The sequence below is a fragment of the Citrobacter telavivensis genome (assembly GCF_041807075.1).
Classification (GTDB): Bacteria; Pseudomonadota; Gammaproteobacteria; order Enterobacterales; family Enterobacteriaceae; genus Citrobacter_A; species Citrobacter_A telavivensis.
In genome coordinates, this window is sequence record NZ_JBGUBF010000004.1 from 178,402 (window position 1) to 197,828 (window position 19,427).

At 54.2% G+C, this 19,427-nt stretch carries 18 protein-coding genes and 1 riboswitch; of the genes, 9 read left to right on the forward strand and 9 right to left on the reverse strand.

Annotated elements, in window-relative coordinates; translation table 11 throughout:
* Positions 1-69: 69 nt before the first annotated feature.
* The 4 genes from thiQ to sgrR form a co-directional block, all read right to left on the reverse strand.
* A complete protein-coding gene (gene thiQ, locus ACERJC_RS18010; protein WP_371896201.1) occupies positions 70-771 on the reverse strand; it encodes a thiamine ABC transporter ATP-binding protein ThiQ in 702 nt (233 codons plus the stop codon).
* On the reverse strand, positions 755-2,365 hold the full coding sequence (gene thiP, locus ACERJC_RS18015) for a thiamine/thiamine pyrophosphate ABC transporter permease ThiP (protein ID WP_373672190.1): 1,611 nt from the start codon (positions 2,363-2,365) through the stop codon (positions 755-757). The genes thiQ and thiP overlap by 17 nt, the downstream gene beginning before the upstream one ends.
* Positions 2,341-3,324 (reverse strand): thiamine ABC transporter substrate binding subunit, encoded by a 984-nt coding sequence (gene thiB, locus ACERJC_RS18020; RefSeq protein ID WP_373672191.1) that lies wholly within the window; start codon positions 3,322-3,324, stop codon positions 2,341-2,343. Before thiB ends, thiP begins: the two co-directional genes overlap by 25 nt.
* Before the next feature lie 32 nt (positions 3,325-3,356).
* Positions 3,357-3,457: riboswitch (TPP riboswitch) on the reverse strand.
* A 35-nt stretch (positions 3,458-3,492) separates the two neighbouring features.
* Positions 3,493-5,148: an HTH-type transcriptional regulator SgrR gene (gene sgrR / locus ACERJC_RS18025; RefSeq protein ID WP_373672192.1), complete on the reverse strand. Its 1,656-nt coding sequence runs from the start codon at positions 5,146-5,148 to the stop codon at positions 3,493-3,495.
* Between the two features lie 93 nt (positions 5,149-5,241).
* Between sgrR and sgrT the strand changes: the two genes are divergently transcribed.
* Complete coding sequence (gene sgrT / locus ACERJC_RS18030) at positions 5,242-5,364, forward strand: glucose uptake inhibitor SgrT (RefSeq protein WP_042323887.1); 123 nt, start codon at positions 5,242-5,244, stop codon at positions 5,362-5,364.
* 220 nt (positions 5,365-5,584) lie between these two features.
* Entirely contained in the window at positions 5,585-6,763 is a 1,179-nt protein-coding gene (locus ACERJC_RS18035; protein ID WP_373672193.1) for a sugar efflux transporter, read from the forward strand.
* Positions 6,764-6,852: 89 nt separating this feature from the next.
* Here the strand turns inward: ACERJC_RS18035 and leuD are convergent, their stop codons facing one another.
* The 5 genes from leuD to leuL form a co-directional block, all read right to left on the reverse strand.
* The gene (leuD, locus tag ACERJC_RS18040) at positions 6,853-7,458 is read right to left on the reverse strand and encodes a 3-isopropylmalate dehydratase small subunit (RefSeq protein ID WP_152405885.1); all 606 of its coding nucleotides are present in this window, start codon (positions 7,456-7,458) and stop codon (positions 6,853-6,855) included.
* 10 nt (positions 7,459-7,468) lie between these two features.
* Positions 7,469-8,869, reverse strand: a complete 1,401-nt coding sequence (gene leuC / locus ACERJC_RS18045) for a 3-isopropylmalate dehydratase large subunit (protein ID WP_373672194.1) — start codon at positions 8,867-8,869, stop codon at positions 7,469-7,471.
* Between the two features lie 2 nt (positions 8,870-8,871).
* Positions 8,872-9,963, reverse strand: coding sequence for a 3-isopropylmalate dehydrogenase (gene leuB, locus ACERJC_RS18050; protein WP_373672195.1), 1,092 nt, complete (start codon positions 9,961-9,963; stop codon positions 8,872-8,874).
* On the reverse strand, positions 9,963-11,534 hold the full coding sequence (gene leuA / locus ACERJC_RS18055; RefSeq protein ID WP_152405882.1) for a 2-isopropylmalate synthase: 1,572 nt from the start codon (positions 11,532-11,534) through the stop codon (positions 9,963-9,965). Before leuA ends, leuB begins: the two co-directional genes overlap by 1 nt.
* An 89-nt stretch (positions 11,535-11,623) precedes the next feature.
* Complete coding sequence (gene leuL / locus ACERJC_RS18060; protein WP_042323878.1) at positions 11,624-11,710, reverse strand: leu operon leader peptide; 87 nt, start codon at positions 11,708-11,710, stop codon at positions 11,624-11,626.
* Between the two features lie 656 nt (positions 11,711-12,366).
* On the opposite strand from leuL, the gene leuO reads away from it, so the two are divergent.
* The 7 genes from leuO to ftsL all read left to right on the forward strand — a co-directional run bounded on the left by leuO (position 12,367) and on the right by ftsL (position 19,415).
* Positions 12,367-13,317: a transcriptional regulator LeuO gene (gene leuO, locus ACERJC_RS18065; protein ID WP_178824789.1), complete on the forward strand. Its 951-nt coding sequence runs from the start codon at positions 12,367-12,369 to the stop codon at positions 13,315-13,317.
* 318 nt (positions 13,318-13,635) lie between these two features.
* Positions 13,636-15,360 (forward strand): acetolactate synthase 3 large subunit, encoded by a 1,725-nt coding sequence (gene ilvI / locus ACERJC_RS18070; RefSeq protein ID WP_373672196.1) that lies wholly within the window; start codon positions 13,636-13,638, stop codon positions 15,358-15,360.
* Positions 15,361-15,362: 2 nt separating this feature from the next.
* Positions 15,363-15,854, forward strand: a complete 492-nt coding sequence (gene ilvN / locus ACERJC_RS18075) for an acetolactate synthase small subunit (protein ID WP_042997945.1) — start codon at positions 15,363-15,365, stop codon at positions 15,852-15,854.
* Positions 15,855-16,034: 180 nt separating this feature from the next.
* Positions 16,035-17,039, forward strand: a complete 1,005-nt coding sequence (gene cra / locus ACERJC_RS18080; RefSeq protein WP_373672197.1) for a catabolite repressor/activator — start codon at positions 16,035-16,037, stop codon at positions 17,037-17,039.
* Positions 17,040-17,650: 611 nt separating this feature from the next.
* Positions 17,651-18,109 carry a division/cell wall cluster transcriptional repressor MraZ gene (mraZ, locus tag ACERJC_RS18085; RefSeq protein ID WP_044255498.1) on the forward strand — a complete coding sequence of 153 codons (459 nt, stop codon included), beginning with the start codon at positions 17,651-17,653 and terminating at the stop codon, positions 18,107-18,109.
* Between the two features lie 2 nt (positions 18,110-18,111).
* On the forward strand, positions 18,112-19,053 hold the full coding sequence (gene rsmH, locus ACERJC_RS18090) for a 16S rRNA (cytosine(1402)-N(4))-methyltransferase RsmH (protein ID WP_152406397.1): 942 nt from the start codon (positions 18,112-18,114) through the stop codon (positions 19,051-19,053).
* A complete protein-coding gene (gene ftsL, locus ACERJC_RS18095) occupies positions 19,050-19,415 on the forward strand; it encodes a cell division protein FtsL (RefSeq protein ID WP_012904474.1) in 366 nt (121 codons plus the stop codon). Before rsmH ends, ftsL begins: the two co-directional genes overlap by 4 nt.
* Positions 19,416-19,427 lie beyond the last annotated feature (12 nt).

The following is a 19,427-nucleotide window of genomic DNA, read 5'->3' on the forward strand; positions in this document are numbered from 1 at the left end:
CGGATGGCGTGTATCTCGTAGGCCGGATAAGCGTCAGCGCCATCCGGCAACACCTTTCAGCAACCCCTTTCAGTTAGCCTTAATCCCCAACAGCGCTGAGGCGCTGGCTCTACCGCTCAGCAATTCATCCGTTTTACCCTGCCACGCGATGCGACCGTCGGCGACGACGACTGAGCGCGGGGCGATGCGCGCCGCATCTTCGACGCTGTGTGAAACCATCAGTAGCGTCAGTTGGCGGGCGTGGCAGATATCGCTCACCAGGGTCAGCATCTCCTGGCGCAGGGCGGGGTCAAGGGCTGAAAACGGTTCGTCCAGCAGCAGAACCGGCTGTTCACGCACCAGACAACGTGCCAGCGCCACACGCTGGCGCTGGCCGCCGGAAAGCTCGCCGGGCAGGCGAGCCATCAACGTCTCGATCCCCATTTGTTGCGCGATATGCCGGCGCTTCTCTTTCTGTTCGGCGCTTAATTTCAGTCCGGGATCCAGCCCCAGCCCGATGTTTTGCTCAACGTTTAAATGGCTGAACAGATTATTTTCCTGAAACAACATCGAAACCGGGCGGCGTGACGGCGGCGTGGTGGTGTGGTCTTCCCCTTCGATCAGCAGGGTGCCGCGGGCAGGCGTGAGAAAACCAGCGATCAGACTCAGCAATGTACTTTTCCCAGCGCCACTCGGCCCCAGAATTGCCACCTGTTCACCGCGTGCCACGGACAGCGTAAAGCGCATGGGCAGGTGGTGATAAAGCCAGGTGATATCAGTCAGTTTTAACATTTCGCCCCGGTAACGTCTCAATAACGGTAAATAAAATAAAGCACAGGATCAGCAGTAAGAGCGCAGTGACGGCGCCGTCCTGACTGCGATAAGAGCCAATTTGCTGATACAGATAAAACGGCAGGGTGCGGAAGTCATCGTTGCCGAACAGCGCCACCACGCCAAAATCACCGATAGACAGTACGCAGGCAAAGGCCAGCGCCTGCGCCAGCGGGCGTTTCAGTGCCCGCAGTTCTACGACTTTTAACCGCCGCCAGCCTTCAACCCCTAGCGACTGACACAGCATCGTGTAGCGGGCGGTAATATCGCGCATCGGGTTTTCCAGCACTTTCAGGGCGTAGGGAATGGCCATCAGCGCATTGGTGAAAATCACGATACCGTCAGCGGACTCCGGCAGGCCGATGCTGTTGTTGAGCAACAGGAAGAAACCGGTGGCCAGCACAATGCCCGGCATCGCGAGAATAAGCATACCGCTTAGCTCCAGCGCTTGTCCTGCCAGCAGTTGCTGACGGGCGCGCAGTTCGCGACTGCTCCACAGCAGCATCATTGTCAGGATCACGCACAGCAGACCCGCAGCCAGCGCAATGCGCAGCGAGGTCCACACCGCCTGCCACAAAATGGGCTGCGCAAGCACGTCCAGCAGATGGCGATTCACCCCGTCGACCATCACGGCCAGCAGGGGGGGGAGCAACAGCAGAAGCGCGATAACGATCAGCAAGGCATCGGTTAAACGGCTGTACAGCCGATCGTCCGGATCGCGCCATCCCTGCACCAGCGTGGTGCCTGGCGCGATAGCTTTACTCAATCGTTGACTGAGGAGCATCAGCCCCAGACAGCACACCATCTGGATCAGCGCCAGCATGGCGGCGCGGGCGGGATCGTAGTCGAAATTCAGCGCCTGATAAATCGCCAGTTCGATGGTCGTCGCCTGCGGCCCGCCGCCCAGCGACAGGACGGTAGCAAAGCTGGCAAAACAGAGCATAAAAATCAACGCGGCGACCGGTGGTATCTGGCGGCGCAGCCACGGCCACTCAACAAAACGGAAGAACTGCCAGCCGCGAATACCCAATTGTGCGGCCAACTGACGCTGTTCACCGGGGATATTTTCCAGCGACTGCAACAGCAGGCGGCTTGCCATCGGCATATTAAAAAAGACGTGGGCCAGCAGAATGCCCTGCAAGCCGTAAGGCGAGAAGGTCCACTCCATCCCGAGCATGTGCCAGAGCGTGGCTAACCACCCCTGGCGTCCATAGACGCTGAGAATACCAAATACTGCGACCAGCACCGGGAGGATTAGCGTCATGGCGCACAGGCGCAGCAGGGCCAGACGCCCCGGAAAGCGGCGTCGGTACAGCGCACGAGCAAGGAAGATGGCCGGAACGACAGAAAGCACCGCCGACAGGAAAGCCTGCCAGAAGGAAAAGCGCACCACGTGCCACAGGTAGTTGTCCTGCCAGAGCGAGGACCACGCCGCCTGCGGCGCGTTGAACCACAGGGCCAGAAAGGCCGCCAGCGCTACCGCCACCATCAGCGTGGCGGCGGAAAGGCCGGGAGCCAGCCAGCCAGCAATTAACGGCTGACGGCGCGTTGCCATTCGCTAATCCATGCCTGACGTTGTGCCGCCACTTCTGCGGGCGTGAATTCCAGCGTGGTCGCGGGTTTAGTCAACTGTTCGAACCCGGCGGGCAGGGGGACATCCACCACCGGATACATCCAGTTGCCGGTCGGGATTGCAGTCTGAAACGCGGGTGAGACCATGAATTTGAGAAACTTTTCCGCCAGTTCAGGTTGCTTACTGGCCGCGGTACGCGCGGCAACTTCCACCTGCAGGTAATGGCCCTCGCTAAAGTTGGCCGCCGCGTAGTTCTCTTTTTTCTCTTCGATGATGTGATACGCCGGAGAGGTGGTATAGCTCAGCACCAGATCGCTTTCCCCTTTCAGGAACAGGCCATAGGCTTCGCTCCAGCCTTTGGTGACGGTGACAGTTTTTGCCGCCAGTTTCTGCCATGCCTGCGGTGTTTTATCGCCATACACTTTCTGCATCCACAGCATCAGCCCAAGTCCTGGCGTACTGGTGCGCGGATCCTGATAAATCACTCGCCATTTCTGATCGCTCTCAACCAGTTCCTTCAGGCTCTTCGGTGGGTTTTTGAGTTTGTTTTTGTCATACACGAAAGCGAAGTAGCCGTAATCAAACGGAACGAAGGTGTCATTCTTCCAGCCGCCAGGGACATTGACCGCCTCGCTGGCGACACCGCTTTTCGCGAACAACTGGGTTTGCGTCGCCGCTTCCAGCAGGTTGTTATCCAGCCCAAGCACCACGTCGGCTTTGCTGTTTTTCCCTTCCATCCGCAGACGGTTGAGGAGTGAAACGCCATCTTCCAGCGCCACCAGTTTCAGCTCACAGTTGCAGTCGGCTTCAAAGGCTTTTTTCACCGCAGGGCCAGGGCCCCAGTCAGCGGCGAACGAGTCGTAGGTATAGACGGTCAGGACCGGTTTTGCGAAGGCAGGCGCTGCGCACAGCACCAGTAAAGGAAGACATTTTTTTAACACTTTGCACCTCAATAGAAGAGTGGCAAAGGATTTTGAGCGGTAGCCTCAAATCCCTTCGCCGGCGTTATCCGGATCAGGTTCGACGGGTATTTTCTCAGCCCACGCCTCTGGCGCAGCACCCCGTTGAGAACGCCACATTGTAATGATTACGTGAAGAGATCAAAAGGATTAAGGATCGGGCGGGGCAAACCACGCGGATTTAAAGTCGAACCAGCCGAGGGTGTTCATGCGCAAGCCACGCATACTGCGCTGCCCCTGAATAATCAGCCAGTGGTGAATAAGCGGGACAATCGCTTTGCTGGCGAGCAGTTGCTGGCACCACGCGGCCAGATTCATCTCGCCGGTGCGCCAGCGTGCGGCGTCGGCTTCCCAGTCCAGCGGAATGCAGTGCTGCAACAGCGGGACTTCGCACAGATGCGCGAACAAGGAGAAGTCGAGCGGCAGGGTGAAGTTGGCGCTGTTAAGCCAGATGTCGCTCTCTATTTCCCCGGCATGCCACTGATCGTAGTCGATCTCCTGAATTTCCAGCGTCACCTGATGTTCAGCCAGCAGCTGACTCATGATCTGCGCAATCACCTGGTGTTCGATGTGTTCGTGATAATAGGTCAGCGTGAGCGTTTCCAGCCCGGCGGGTTTCTCGCCGTGGCCCGGTCGAGCGTGATGCCAGCGGGGCAGCAAACCGTAGGCCGGGAACCAGTGGCGCTGATACTGTTCATCGGCATAGTAAAGCAGGTTGCTCGGTGACAGTACGCGACTGACCCACTCTCTGACCTCCTGATTGGCGCCGCGATGGGTACGGGCGTCGAACAGCAGGTAATAGCACCCTTCTTCCAGGCGGCTTTCGATGGCCTTCTCATCTTCTGTGGGACCTTTCAACGTCAGACCGCCGTTCGGCTCGTCACCAATATCCGGCAGTACCCAGACGTTCACTTCATCAATCAGTGCCCGAAAACCGAAGAAATCGTCAAAGGCGTGGATTTTCAGCTGATTACGTGTATTTCGTATCACGGCGTAAGGGCCGGTGCCAATCGGATGGCTGGAGAAATTGCTCAGGGTTTCCCATTCGCGTGGCAGGATCATCGCCGGGACCTGGCCCAGCAACCACGGCAGCCAGCGATCGGGCTGAGACAGGTGAATGTCCAGCGTCCAGGATGTTGGCGAGACGATCTCGCTGATATGGGAATAGAGCGGTAAGACGTTAATGCGCGTCAGGGACGACACCACATCGTCCATTTCCAGTTCACGACCATGATGAAAATGGATCCCCGGACGCAGAAAAAAGCGCCAGTGCAGGGGAGAAATTTGTTGCCAGTGGTGGGCGATATCCGCTTCCAGTTCCCCATTTTCCTCATTTACGCGGGTCAGGGCGCTGAAGATTTGGCGGGCAATATGGGTTTCTGAGCGTCGCAGCGCGCTGCCCGGCAGCAGATTTTGCATCGGGCGGTAGTAAAGAACACGAAGAATATGACGGCCCTGACGGAAACTGCGGCCCAGATGGGAGACCAGCATCTGCCGTACGGCCGCTTTGTCACCCACCAGTTGCACCAGTTGATCGATGCGATCCTGCTCCAGTAGATCTTCCGCGCGCTGCTGCTGGAGCGCCAGTCCGGTATACAGGAAAGTTAAGCGTGAACGTTTTCCGCGTCCAACCTCTGCTTCCCACGTCAGCCAACCGCGTTCCTGCATAGTATTGAGCAGCGTACGCATATGGCGACGGGAGCAGCTCAGGAGATCCGCCAGTTCGTTAAGCGTGGTGTCCTGCGTTTTGCCGTCGCAGCATTGCCACAAGCGGATGAACTGTTGTTGCAGACGGCCAGAAGACATAAAAGGGGAACTCCTGCGGAAAACTCAGCAATTTTATTATCCCTATATTAGGCCAATAATACATTCCGATGAAGCACTATGAAGGGGTCATCTATGCGCCAGTTTTATCAGAAGTACTTTGCCGCGACAGAAGGGTTGTCCTGGTTGGCTTGCCTGAGCGCGCCGCAGCGCTTAAAGATGCTGGAAGAACTGATGCAGTGGGAGGTGACAGCCTGACCCTGGAGTAGCAGACATCATGTGTGACTGAGTATTGGTGTTAATCACCGCGCCAGCAGGTATTATCTGCTGGCTTTTTTCGTTTTGACTTCGTTTATATACGAAATCATTCAGGCCAGACGGCAAGTGAGTGAATCCCCAGAAGTATGTGACTGGGGGTGAGCGCGCGTAATTAACGCAGAGGTAGCCTGAAGGATGACGTGTGTATTAAGGGATAAATATGCTCTGGTTGATCGCGATGGGACGACGTCTCAACGGTGTGTACGCGGCGTTTATGCTGGTCGCATTTATGATGGGCGTGGCAGGGGCGCTACAGGCCCCGACGCTGAGCCTGTTTCTCAGTCGCGAGGTCGGGGCGCAGCCGTTCTGGGTGGGGCTGTTCTATACCGTTAACGCCATCGCCGGGATTGGCGTGAGTCTTGCGCTGGCAAAACGCTCCGACAGCCAGGGCGACCGCCGCAAGCTGATTCTGTTCTGTTGTCTGATGGCCGTCGGTAATGCGCTGTTGTTTGCCTTTAATCGTCACTACCTGACGTTGATTACCTGCGGCGTACTGCTGGCGTCGCTGGCAAATACCGCGATGCCGCAACTGTTCGCCCTGGCACGGGAATATGCCGACAGCTCGGCGCGTGAAGTGGTGATGTTCAGTTCGGTGATGCGTGCACAGCTTTCACTGGCGTGGGTGATTGGCCCGCCGCTGGCATTCATGTTGGCGCTGAATTATGGCTTCATGATGATGTTTTCGATTGCCGCCACGATTTTTGCGCTCAGTTTCATCCTGATTGCCTTTATGCTGCCATCCGTCGCCCGCGTTGAACAACCTGCGGATGTGCCGGTCAGCCAGGCCGGTGGCTGGCAGGATAAAAACGTCCGCATGCTGTTTATTGCCTCCACGCTGATGTGGACCTGCAACACCATGTACATCATCGATATGCCGCTATGGATTAGCGCAGAGCTTGGGCTGCCGGATAAGCTTGCCGGGATCCTGATGGGGACCGCTGCAGGGCTAGAAATCCCGGCGATGATCCTTGCTGGCTTTTACGTCAAACGCTTCGGCAAGCGACGGATGATGGTTACCGCCGTGGCAGCGGGCGTGTTGTTTTATCTCGGGCTGATTTTCTTCCATAGCCATCGGGCGCTGCTTATCCTGCAGCTGTTCAATGCCGTGTTTATCGGCATTATTGCCGGTATTGGAATGCTCTGGTTTCAGGATCTGATGCCGGGTAGGGCCGGATCGGCGACAACGTTATTTACCAACAGCATTTCGACTGGCGTCATTCTGGCAGGGGTTATCCAGGGGGCTGTCGCGCAGAGCTACGGTCACTTCGCGGTGTACTGGGTGATTGCGGCGATTTCGCTGGTGACGCTGGTGATGACCGGGCGGGTGAAAGACGTTTGATTTATGGATTGCCGGATGGCGGCTAACGCCTTATCCGACCTACAGAAATTCGTAGGCCGGATAAGCGCAGCGCATCCGGCATGGCGGACTTAGCGCATAAACGCGGGCTGTTTCTCTTCGTAGGTGGCGATCGCATCTTCGTGCTGCAGCGTCAACCCGATGCTGTCCAGACCGTTCAACATGCAGTGGCGGCGGAAGTCGTCGATCTTAAAGCTGTAAGACTTATCGCCTGCTTTCACTACCTGCGCGACCAGGTCCACTTCAAATGTAATCCCCGGATTGGCTTTGACCAGGTTGAACAGCTCATCCACCTCATCGTCGCTCAGCTTCACAGGCAACAGCTGATTGTTAAAGCTGTTGCCATAGAAGATGTCCGCGAAGCTCGGCGCAATCACTACTTTGAAGCCATAGTCCGTCAGCGCCCACGGCGCGTGCTCACGGGAAGAGCCGCAGCCGAAGTTCTCACGCGCCAACAGAATCGAGGCCCCTTGATACTCCGGGAAATTCAGGACGAACTCCGGATTCGGCTGTTGGCCGTTCTCATCCAGAAAACGCCAGTCATTGAACAGGTGCGCGCCAAAACCGGTGCGGGTAACCTTCTGCAAGAACTGCTTAGGAATGATGGCGTCGGTATCGACGTTGGCGGCATCCAGTGGGACAACCAGGCCTTGATGTTGGGTAAATTTCTCTGCCATGGGAGTCTCCTTATTTGATGCTGCGAATATCGGCAAAATGACCGGTAACGGCAGCGGCAGCGGCCATCGCCGGGCTGACCAGATGGGTACGCCCACCGCGACCCTGACGACCTTCAAAGTTACGGTTGCTGGTCGACGCGCAGCGCTCACCTGGATTCAGGCGGTCATTGTTCATTGCCAGACACATGGAGCAACCCGGCAGACGCCACTCGAAACCGGCTTCGATAAAGATCTTATCCAGCCCTTCTGCTTCTGCCTGCGCCTTCACCGGACCGGAGCCTGGAACCACCAGAGCCTGGACGCCCGGCGCGACTTTACGGCCTCTGGCGACTTCCGCGGCGGCGCGCAAATCTTCAATACGCGAGTTGGTGCACGAGCCGATGAACACTTTATCAATCGCCACTTCCGTTAACGGTACGCCCGACTTCAGGCCCATATAGGCCAGCGCTTTCTCGGCACTGGCGCGTTCAACCGGATCGGTAAAGGACGCCGGATCGGGAATGTTGTCGGTAACGGCGATGACCTGGCCCGGGTTGGTTCCCCAGGTTACATGCGGGGCAATCTCTTCTGCCTGTAAGGTCACAACCGTATCAAAGCTTGCATCAGCGTCGGTTTGCAGTGTTTTCCAGTACGCGACTGCGTCATCGAAATCGTTGCCTTTCGGCGCGTGCAGACGACCTTTGACGTAATTGAAGGTGGTTTCATCCGGGGCAACTAATCCGGCTTTGGCACCCATTTCGATAGCCATGTTGCACAGGGTCATACGGCCTTCCATGCTCAGGGCACGGATGGCATCGCCGCAAAACTCGACGACGTGACCGGTCCCACCGGCGCTACCGGTTTTACCGATAATCGCCAGCACGATATCTTTCGCAGTGATCCCCGGCGCGGCGGTGCCGTTGACTTCAATCTTCATGGTTTTGGCGCGGCCCTGTTTCAGGGTTTGGGTCGCCAGGACGTGCTCCACTTCGGAGGTGCCAATACCGAACGCCAGTGCACCGAAGGCACCGTGGGTTGCGGTATGCGAGTCGCCACAAACGATGGTCATTCCCGGCAGGGTCACGCCTTGTTCCGGCCCCATCACGTGAACGATACCCTGATACGGGTGGTTCAGATCGTACAATTCAACGCCAAACTCGTTGCAGTTTTTAATCAACTCCTGCATCTGGATACGCGCCATTTCACCGGACGCATTGATATCTTTGGTCTGCGTAGAGACGTTGTGATCCATCGTGGCAAAGGTTTTGCCCGGCTGACGAACCGGACGACCATGCGCACGCAGACCGTCGAACGCCTGCGGAGAGGTCACTTCATGCACCAGATGTCGGTCGATATACAGCAGCGGGGTTTCGTTGTGCGCTTCATAGACTACGTGCGCATCAAACAATTTTTCGTATAACGTTTTAGCCATGATTACACCCCTTGTGCGACGTAGCGAGCAATGATGTCGCCCATCTCATCAGTACCGACGGCCGCCGCGCCACGGGCTAAATCACCGGTGCGGATACCTTCTTCTAATGCGCGGTTAACCGCACGTTCAATGGCGGATGCTGCGTCATCGGCATCAAGGCTGTAGCGCAGCAGCAGCGCCAGCGACAAAATTTGCGCAATCGGATTGGCGATATTCTTGCCGGCAATATCCGGCGCGGAGCCGCCCGCGGGTTCATACAAACCAAAGCCCTGCTCGTTCAGACTGGCGGAGGGCAACATGCCCATTGAGCCGGTGATCATTGCGCATTCGTCAGACAAAATGTCGCCAAACAGGTTAGAGCACAGCAGCACATCGAACTGTGACGGGTCTTTAATCAACTGCATGGTGGCGTTGTCGATATACATATGCGCCAGCTCAACGTCCGGATACTCTTTGGCGATTTCATTGACGATTTCACGCCACAAAATAGAGGTTTGCAGAACGTTCGCTTTGTCGATAGAAGTCACTTTACGGCGGCGTTTACGCGCGGATTCAAACGCGATGCGCGCGATACGTTCAATTTCAAAGCGGTGATAGACTTCGGTATCAAACGCTTTTTCATGCTGGCCGCTGCCTTCGCGACCTTTTGGCTGACCGAAGTAGATGCCACCGGTCAGTTCGCGGACGCACAGAATGTCGAAGCCATTTGCGGCGATGTCGGCGCGCAGTGGGCAGAAGGCTTCCAGCCCCTGATACAGTTTTGCCGGACGCAGGTTGCTGAACAGTTTGAAGTGTTTACGCAGCGGCAGCAGCGCGCCGCGCTCCGGCTGACTGTCAGGCGGCAGATGTTCCCATTTCGGGCCGCCTACGGAGCCAAACAGAACGGCGTCGGCCTGTTCGCACCCTTCCACCGTCGCCTTCGGCAGCGGTTCACCGTGGTTGTCGATCGCCGCGCCGCCGACGTCATAACGACTGGTGGTAATGCGCATCTCAAATCGATGACGAACCGCTTCCAGGACTTTCAGGGCTTGCGCCATCACTTCCGGACCAATACCGTCGCCCGGCAAAACAGCAATATGGTAATTCTTCGACATCACACGGTTTCCTTGTTGTTCTCGTTGTTCTGAGCTTTACGTTGCAACTCTTTTTCGACTTCTGCCGCACGCCAGATGTTGTTCAGCACGTGCACCATCGCTTTCGCGGAAGATTCAACAATGTCTGTCGCCAGACCGACGCCGTGGAAGCGACGTCCGTTATAGTTCGCGACGATATCCACCTGACCCAGAGCGTCTTTACCGTGCCCTTTGGCGGACAGGCTGTATTTCACCAGCTCAATGTCGTAATCGGTAATACGGTTGATCGCCTGGTAAATCGCATCAACCGGACCGTTACCGTTAGCCGCTTCGGCTTTTACGTCACTGCCGCAGGCCAGCCTGACGGAGGCGGTGGCAATATCGTTAGAACCGGACTGGACGCTGAAATAATCCAGGCGGAAGTGCTCGGGTTCTTCCTGTTGCTTGCCAATAAACGCCAGCGCTTCCAGATCGTAATCGAACACCTGACCTTTCTTATCGGCCAGCTTCAGGAAGGCGTCGTACAGATTGTCCAGGCTGTATTCACTCTCTTTATAGCCCATCTCATCCATACGGTGTTTCACCGCCGCGCGCCCGGAACGGGAGGTCAGGTTCAGTTGCACCTGATTCAGACCGATGGATTCCGGCGTCATGATTTCGTAGTTTTCTCGGTTCTTCAGCACGCCATCCTGGTGGATCCCGGAGGAGTGGGCAAACGCGCCGCTGCCGACAATGGCTTTGTTCGCCGGGATCGGCATGTTGCAGATCTGGCTGACTAACTGGCTGGTACGCCAGATCTCCTGATGGTTAATGCGGGTGTTGACGTTCAAGATGTCCTGACGAACTTTAATCGCCATGATCACCTCTTCCAGCGAGCAGTTGCCCGCACGCTCACCAATCCCGTTCATCGCGCCTTCAACCTGACGCGCACCCGCGTGGACCGCAGCCAGCGCGTTGCCGACACCCAGACCTAAGTCGTCATGGGTATGGACAGAGATGATCGCTTTATCGATGTTTGGCACGCGCTCATACAGGCCGGAGATAATGCCGGCGAACTCGAAGGGCATGGTGTAGCCGACGGTGTCAGGAATATTGATCGTTTTTGCGCCAGCATTGATGGCGGCTTCCACGACGCGAGCCAGATCGGCAATAGGCGTACGGCCAGCATCCTCACACGAGAATTCGACGTCGTCGGTATAATTACGTGCGCGTTTCACCATATAGACAGCACGCTCAATCACTTCATCCAGCGTGCTGCGCAGTTTGGTGGCGATATGCATCGGTGAGGTGGCAATAAAGGTATGAATACGGAAAGCTTCGGCGACCTTCAGCGACTCAGCCGCGACGTCGATATCTTTTTCCACGCAGCGGGCTAATGCACAAACCCGACTGTTCTTGACCTGGCGGGCGATGGTTTGTACGGATTCGAAGTCGCCGGGAGACGAGACCGGGAAACCGACTTCCATGACGTCAACACCCATACGCTCAAGGGCCAGCGCAATCTGCAGCTTCTCTTTCACACTCAGGCTTGCCTGTAACGCCTGTTCACCGTCGCGTAAAGTGGTATCGAAAATAATGACTTGCTGGCTCATGTTTTAGGTCCTTAGTCTTTAGGGCGCCTTGCTTCGAGCATAAAAAAACCCGCGCAACGGCGCGGGTTTTTTATCTTACTGGATACGACTTAATGCTGAATGCCGCTCACCAGTCTACCGCGCAACGAAGATGCGTTTAGTAGTAGTAGACCGTTAAAGCGAGCGATACGAATCATTAAATCAACTCCAGGCGAATGCGATATGCTTTTAGTGGTACTGGATACGCTGGCTGATGTCAACCCCGCTGCGCGAAAACACCCTCAAGGGCGTAAAGAAATGGACGGATAACTTTAGCTAATTGTGCTGAATTTTTTCCATTACTCCCTATTAAAAAACGAGAGCGTATTCACACTTTTCATCGTTTGACATAATTGAGCATGATTTTTTTCAATTAACATAACGAAATCTTGTATGCAGAGCACTGTGATTTATTTTTTATCCGCATGATTTTAAAGGTTTTATTGATGGTGCTAATCAATTGATATCTGCTTGAGGAATATTATTGATTAACTAATGTTAAGCGTTAACGCGTGAGTAATATAGATAGTCAATTAAAATTTACTCTTTTATTCATTAAACGCATGATTGTTTGTTGGTGTTTCTTATGTTTATATTGCATTCGTCATTAAAAATTTATGATTTATCGTGCTGTGAATAATACCACATCACGCAGGCACCCGTTTCTTCCGCATTATCCCGGTGCCTTTATGTTTTCCTAATTTCAATCTTTACTCTTTTTCTTATTTTATATGCATGGTAAATCATATTTTCCGAGATTATTTCTCTGCATTCCGGCAAGAAAAGGGAGTTAAGCGTGACAGTGGAGTTAACTATGCCAGAAGTAACCGTTGATAAACCCAATCCCCATCATTTAGAGATGGATAAACCGCAACTTCGTATGGTTGATCTTAATCTATTGACTGTATTTGATGCGGTAATGCAGGAGCAGAATATTACCCGGGCCGCGCATGCCCTCGGGATGTCGCAGCCAGCCGTAAGTAACGCCGTGGCGCGTCTTAAAGTGATGTTCAATGATGAGCTTTTTGTGCGCTACGGTCGTGGGATCCAACCTACCGCGCGGGCTTTCCAGCTTTTTGGTTCCGTCCGCCAGGCTCTGCAATTAGTGCAGAACGAATTGCCCGGATCCGGCTTTGAACCTGGCAGCAGTGAACGCATTTTTCATCTTTGCGTTTGCAGTCCGCTGGATAATATCCTGACATCATTAATTTATAATCGTGTTGAAAAAATTGCGCCTAATATTCATGTTGTATTTAAGTCATCCTTAAATAAGGACACTGAACACCAATTACGTTATCAGGAAACTGAGTTCGTTATTAGCTATGAAGAATTTCGTCGTCCTGAATTTACGAGTATTCCTTTGTTTAATGACGAAATGGTGCTGGTCTCCAGCCGTAAACATCCGCGCATTAACGGACCCCTGTTGGAAAGCGATATCTATAATGAACAACATGCTGTTGTTTCACTGGATCGTTTTGACTCGTTTAGTCAACCCTGGTACGACACGGTTGACGCACAAGCGTGTGTGGCCTATCAGGGGATGGCATTAATCAGTGTTCTTAATGTTGTTTCGCAAACGCATCTGGTGGCCATTGCCCCACGTTGGTTAGCTGAAGAGTTCACCACCTCTCTGGATCTACAGATATTACCGCTACCTTTAAAACTGAATAGCAGAACCTGTTATCTTTCATGGCATGAAGCTGCCGGTCGGGACAAAGGACATCAATGGATGGAAGAGTTGTTAGCTTCTGTCTGCAAGCGTTAGACGCGAATGAGATAAACCGGGTGTAAACATCCGGTTTGTCCTGCCTCTGTTTCATTAACTGGCATTTTATCCTGAATTTTGTTGGTCATTCTTTTTTCTGTCCGCGAAAAAATTGATGATTCGCTGCATGTGTCCATTTTCAGCCGATTAATTATCAATACCTGAGTTAAATTTAGTTTTATTCGCCGGTTCTCCGTCATTTTCCTCTCATTTATGCTTATTTCACGGCGTCTTTGCCCCTTTCTCTGAATTGCCTGCATCCTGGGGAGCGGTTAAGGTGTTTTACACATCATTAATCGTCATTCAGTGAGGCAAGCCATGGAGATGTTGTCTGGAGCCGAAATGGTCGTCCGATCGCTTATTGATCAGGGCGTTAAGCAGGTATTCGGTTATCCCGGGGGCGCAGTCCTCGATATTTATGATGCGTTGCATACGGTCGGTGGAATCGATCACGTGCTCGTTCGTCATGAACAGGCGGCCGTGCATATGGCCGATGGCCTGGCGCGGGCAACGGGGGAAGTTGGTGTAGTACTGGTGACTTCGGGTCCTGGGGCCACCAATGCGATTACAGGGATCGCGACGGCGTATATGGATTCTATTCCGTTAGTGATTCTTTCCGGTCAGGTCGCGACCTCGCTGATTGGCTATGACGCCTTTCAGGAGTGCGACATGGTGGGAATATCCCGCCCGGTCGTGAAACACAGTTTTCTGGTTAAGCAGACGGAAGATATTCCGCAGGTGCTGAAAAAAGCCTTCTGGCTGGCGGCGAGCGGCCGTCCGGGACCCGTGGTCGTGGATTTGCCGAAGGATATTCTCAATCCCGGCAAAAAACTGCCTTATTCCTGGCCTGAGTCGGTCAGCATGCGATCGTATAACCCGACCACTGCGGGTCATAAAGGGCAGATTAAGCGCGCCCTGCAAACGCTGGTGACGGCCAAAAAACCGGTTGTCTATGTTGGCGGCGGGGCCGTGACGGCAGGTTGTCATGAACAACTGCGCCAGACCATCGAAACGCTCAACCTGCCGGTGGTCTCTTCGCTGATGGGGCTAGGGGCATTTCCCGCTACGCACCGTCAGTCACTCGGGATGCTGGGCATGCATGGTACTTATGAAGCCAACATGACGATGCATAACGCCGACGTGATTTTTGCCGTCGGGGTACGTTTCGACGATCGCACGACGAATAATCTGGCCAAGTATTGCCCGAATGCGACGGTGCTGCACATTGATATCGACCCGACTTCAATCTCTAAAACGGTGACGGCGGATATCCCTATTGTTGGTGATGCGCGTCAGGTGCTGGAACAGTTACTGGAGTTATTGCCGCAGGAATCCGCCCACCAACCGCTGGATGATATCCGTGACTGGTGGCAGCAGATTGAACGCTGGCGCGCTCGTCAGTGCCTGAAATATGACACGCACAGTGAGAGTATCAAACCGCAGGCGGTCATTGAGGCTATCTGGCGTCTGACCCACGGCGAGGCTTATGTGACCTCCGATGTGGGGCAACACCAGATGTTTGCCGCTCTTTATTACCCCTTCGATAAACCGCGCCGTTGGATCAACTCTGGCGGTCTTGGCACGATGGGCTTTGGCCTGCCGGCGGCCCTGGGGGTGAAAATGGCGCTGCCCGAGGAAACGGTGGTTTGTGTGACAGGTGACGGTAGCATTCAGATGAACATTCAGGAGTTGTCGACCGCGCTGCAGTATAAACTGCCGGTGCTGGTGCTAAACCTGAACAACCGTTATCTGGGGATGGTGAAGCAGTGGCAGGACATGATTTATTCGGGACGCCACTCTCAATCGTATATGCAGTCGCTGCCTGATTTTGTTCGCCTGGCGGAGGCCTACGGACATGTAGGCATTCAGATTTCCCGCCCTGATGAGCTGGAAAGTCAATTGAGTGAAGCGCTGGCGCAGGTGAAAAGCGGTCGTCTGGTGTTTGTCGATGTCACCGTTGATGGCAGCGAACACGTCTACCCGATGCAGATTCGCGGCGGTGGGATGGATGAAATGTGGTTAAGTAAAACGGAGAGGACCTGATTATGCGCCGGATATTATCAGTACTGCTGGAGAACGAATCCGGTGCGCTGTCGCGCGTGATCGGTCTTTTCGCGCAGCGGGGTTACAACATTGAGAGCCTGACCGTCGCGCCGACGGACGATCCGACGCTCTCTCGCATGACCATTCAGACGGTGGGCGACGAAAAAGTGCTTGAGCAGATTGAAAAGCAACTGCACAAACTGGTGGATGTGTTGCGGGTCAGCGAACTTGGGCACGGTGCGCACGTCGAACGCGAAATCATGCTGGTGAAGATTCAGGCCAGCGGCTATGGTCGGGAAGAGGTGAAACGCAACACGGAGATCTTTCGTGGGCAGATTATTGATGTCACGCCAAATCTCTATACCGTTCAACTGGCAGGGACCAGCGATAAGCTGGACGCTTTTCTGGCAACGTTGCGCGAAGTCGCGAAAATCGTTGAGGTCGCCCGTTCCGGCGTGGTGGGGTTATCCCGTGGTGACAAAATAATGCGCTAATCCTTCGCTTTTCGTTAATTCACATGCCCAACGTCTTCCGTTGGGCATTTTTTTGCGAAATCCGTGGTAACCCGGAATAAAAGCGGTTGCCGCAGTGACTATTCTGCGCTTAGATGTTACCGATTTTAACCCATGCCGTTACAATGGTTATGGTTTGTACATTTTACGCAAGGGGCAATTGTGAAACTGGATGAAATCGCTCGGCTGGCTGGTGTATCGCGAACGACTGCAAGCTACGTAATTAACGGAAAAGCAAAGCAATACCGCGTGAGCGACAAGACTGTCGAAAAAGTCATGGCGGTGGTGCGTGAGCATAATTACCACCCGAATGCTGTGGCTGCCGGGCTACGTGCTGGACGCACACGTTCTATTGGTCTGGTGATCCCGGATCTGGAGAACACGAGCTATACCCGTATTGCAAATTATCTTGAGCGCCAGGCGCGCCAGCGTGGTTATCAACTGCTGATCGCCTGTTCGGAAGATCAGCCCGATAACGAAATGCGCTGCATTGAACATCTTTTACAGCGTCAGGTTGATGCGATCATTGTCTCCACCTCGTTGCCGCCGGAACACCCGTTCTATCAGCGCTGGGCCAATGACTCCTTCCCAATTGTGGCGCTGGATCGCGCCTTAGATCGTGAGCATTTTACCAGCGTCGTGGGTGCCGATCAGGACGATGCCGAAATGCTGGCCGGAGAATTGCGTAAGTTCCCGGCTGACACCGTGCTCTATCTGGGCGCACTGCCGGAGTTGTCCGTCAGCTTCCTTCGCGAGCAGGGCTTCCGTACCGCCTGGAAAGACGATCCGCGTGAAGTGAATTTCCTGTATGCCAACAGTTATGAGCGCGAAGCGGCGGCGCAGCTATTTGAAAAATGGCTGGAAACGCATCCGATGCCGCAGGCGCTGTTCACCACCTCATTCGCCCTGTTACAGGGGGTGATGGACGTAACGCTGCGTCGCGACGGTAAACTGCCTTCCGATCTGGCGATTGCGACCTTTGGTGACAACGAACTGCTGGATTTCCTGCAGTGCCCGGTCCTGGCGGTGGCGCAGCGCCATCGTGATGTCGCTGAGCGCGTGCTGGAAATTGTCCTGGCGAGTCTGGATGAACCGCGTAAACCAAAACCGGGTTTAACGCGTATTAAACGTAATCTCTATCGTCGTGGCGTATTGAGCCGCAGCTAGTCAATTTCTGAATTCTGCGTCAGAAGACAATTTTTCTGACGCAGCTTAACGAGTTCCTCTCCACAATACCCTCATCATAATTAAGATTATTCCTTAGAATTTTCTCAACTTTACCGAAATAATCCGTATTTAAACGAAACAGAGTCGGTTTCAGGTTATTGAGACGTAACGGTAGGTTAGATTTGTATTATTTTGTTACATGCTTGTCGTGAATTGCCGAATTAACAAACACTTTTTGTCGCCGCAGCTCGAATGTCCCGGCGGGCTTGTCGGTGCGCGGTGTTAGCTGGCATAAACAGGGACTGTATTCATGATGCAATATGTCCTAAAATGCCGCTCGCGTCGCAAACTGACACTTTATATTCCCTCCTGAGAATAATTGTTCGTTTTAAAACGGTGATGAGTTTTGAGATTTTTTTCTTACAAATATTCATGACGTTAATTTGCTTCGTTCGTTGGACAGAATTTAATCAACGCTGATATTAGCCGTAAACATTGGGTTTTTTACTCAGGTAAGCGTTGTGACTCGCTTGACAAGCTTTTCCTCCGCTCCGTAAACTCCTTTGAGTGGGAATTTGTGGGGCAAAGTGGTAATGAGGGGGGAGACTGGCATGTTCCGGGGTGCAACGTTAGTCAATCTCGACAGTAAAGGGCGCTTATCTGTGCCTACCCGTTACCGGGATCAACTGATCGAGAGTGCTACCGGTCAAATGGTTTGTACCATTGACATCCATCACCCGTGCCTGCTGCTTTACCCCCTGCCTGAATGGGAAATTATCGAGCAAAAATTATCGCGTCTGTCGAGCATGAACCCGGTAGAGCGCCGCGTGCAGCGTTTACTGTTGGGGCATGCCAGTGAATGTCAGATGGACAGCGCCGGGCGATTGCTGGTTGCGCCTGTCCTTCGGCAACATGCCGGGCTGACAAAAGAAGTGATGCTGGTTGGACAGTTCAACAAGTTTGAACTGTGGGATGAAACGACCTGGTATCAACAGGTCAAGGAAGATATCGACGCTGAGCAGAGTGCGACCGGGACGTTGTCGGAGCGCCTGCAGGACTTGTCTCTATAATGATGATGGAAAATTTTAAACACACCACGGTGCTGCTGGACGAGGCCGTAAACGGCCTGAATATTCGCCCTGATGGCATCTACATTGATGGGACATTTGGTCGCGGTGGTCACTCGCGTCTCATTCTCTCGCAGCTTGGCGAAGAGGGACGTCTGCTGGCCATCGATCGCGATCCGCAGGCGATCGCCGTCGCCCAGACCATCAATGATCCCCGCTTCTCCATCATTCATGGACCTTTCTCTGCGCTGGCTGATTATGTCGGCGAGCGCAAACTGACCGGCAAGATCGACGGGATTCTTCTCGATCTTGGCGTTTCTTCACCGCAACTCGACGACGCTGAGCGCGGTTTCTCTTTCATGCGCGATGGTCCGTTGGATATGCGCATGGACCCCACTCGCGGCCAGTCGGCTGCCGAGTGGCTGCAAACTGCAGAAGAAGCCGATATTGCCTGGGTGCTGAAGACCTTTGGCGAAGAGCGTTTTGCGAAACGTATTGCCCGCGCCATCGTTGAGCGCAACCGTGAACAGCCCATGACCCGCACCAAAGAACTGGCGGAAGTGGTCGCGGCGGCAACGCCGGTGAAAGACAAATTCAAACATCCCGCGACCCGTACCTTCCAGGCGGTGCGCATCTGGGTGAACAGTGAACTGGAGGAGATAGAGCAGGCGCTAAAAAGCTCGCTCAGCGTGCTGGCCCCGGGTGGGCGGCTTTCCATCATCAGTTTCCACTCGCTGGAAGACCGCATTGTGAAACGCTTTATGCGTGAGCAAAGCCGCGGTCCGCAGGTTCCGGCCGGATTACCGATGACGGAAGAGCAGCTCAAAAAACTGGGCGGCCGTGAGTTAAGAGCACTAGGCAAGTTGATGCCGGGTGAAGAAGAGGTTGCAGAGAATCCTCGTGCCCGTAGTTCAGTTCTGCGCATTGCAGAGAGGACGAACGCATGATCAGCAGAGTGACAGAAGCCCTCAGCAAAGTTAAGGGATCGATTGGAAGCAACGAGCGCCATGCCTTGCCTGGCGTGATCGGTGACGATCTTTTGCGATTTGGGAAGCTGCCACTCTGCCTGTTCATTTGCATCATTGTTACGGCGGTGACGGTGGTAACGACCGCACACCACACACGGTTACTGACCGCGCAACGTGAACAACTGGTTCTGGAGCGTGATGCGCTGGATATCGAATGGCGCAACCTGATCCTTGAGGAGAACGCGCTCGGCGATCATAGCCGGGTGGAACGGATCGCAACGGAGAAGCTGCAAATGCAGCATGTTGATCCCTCACAAGAAAATATCGTAGTGCAAAAATAAGGAAAAACGCGA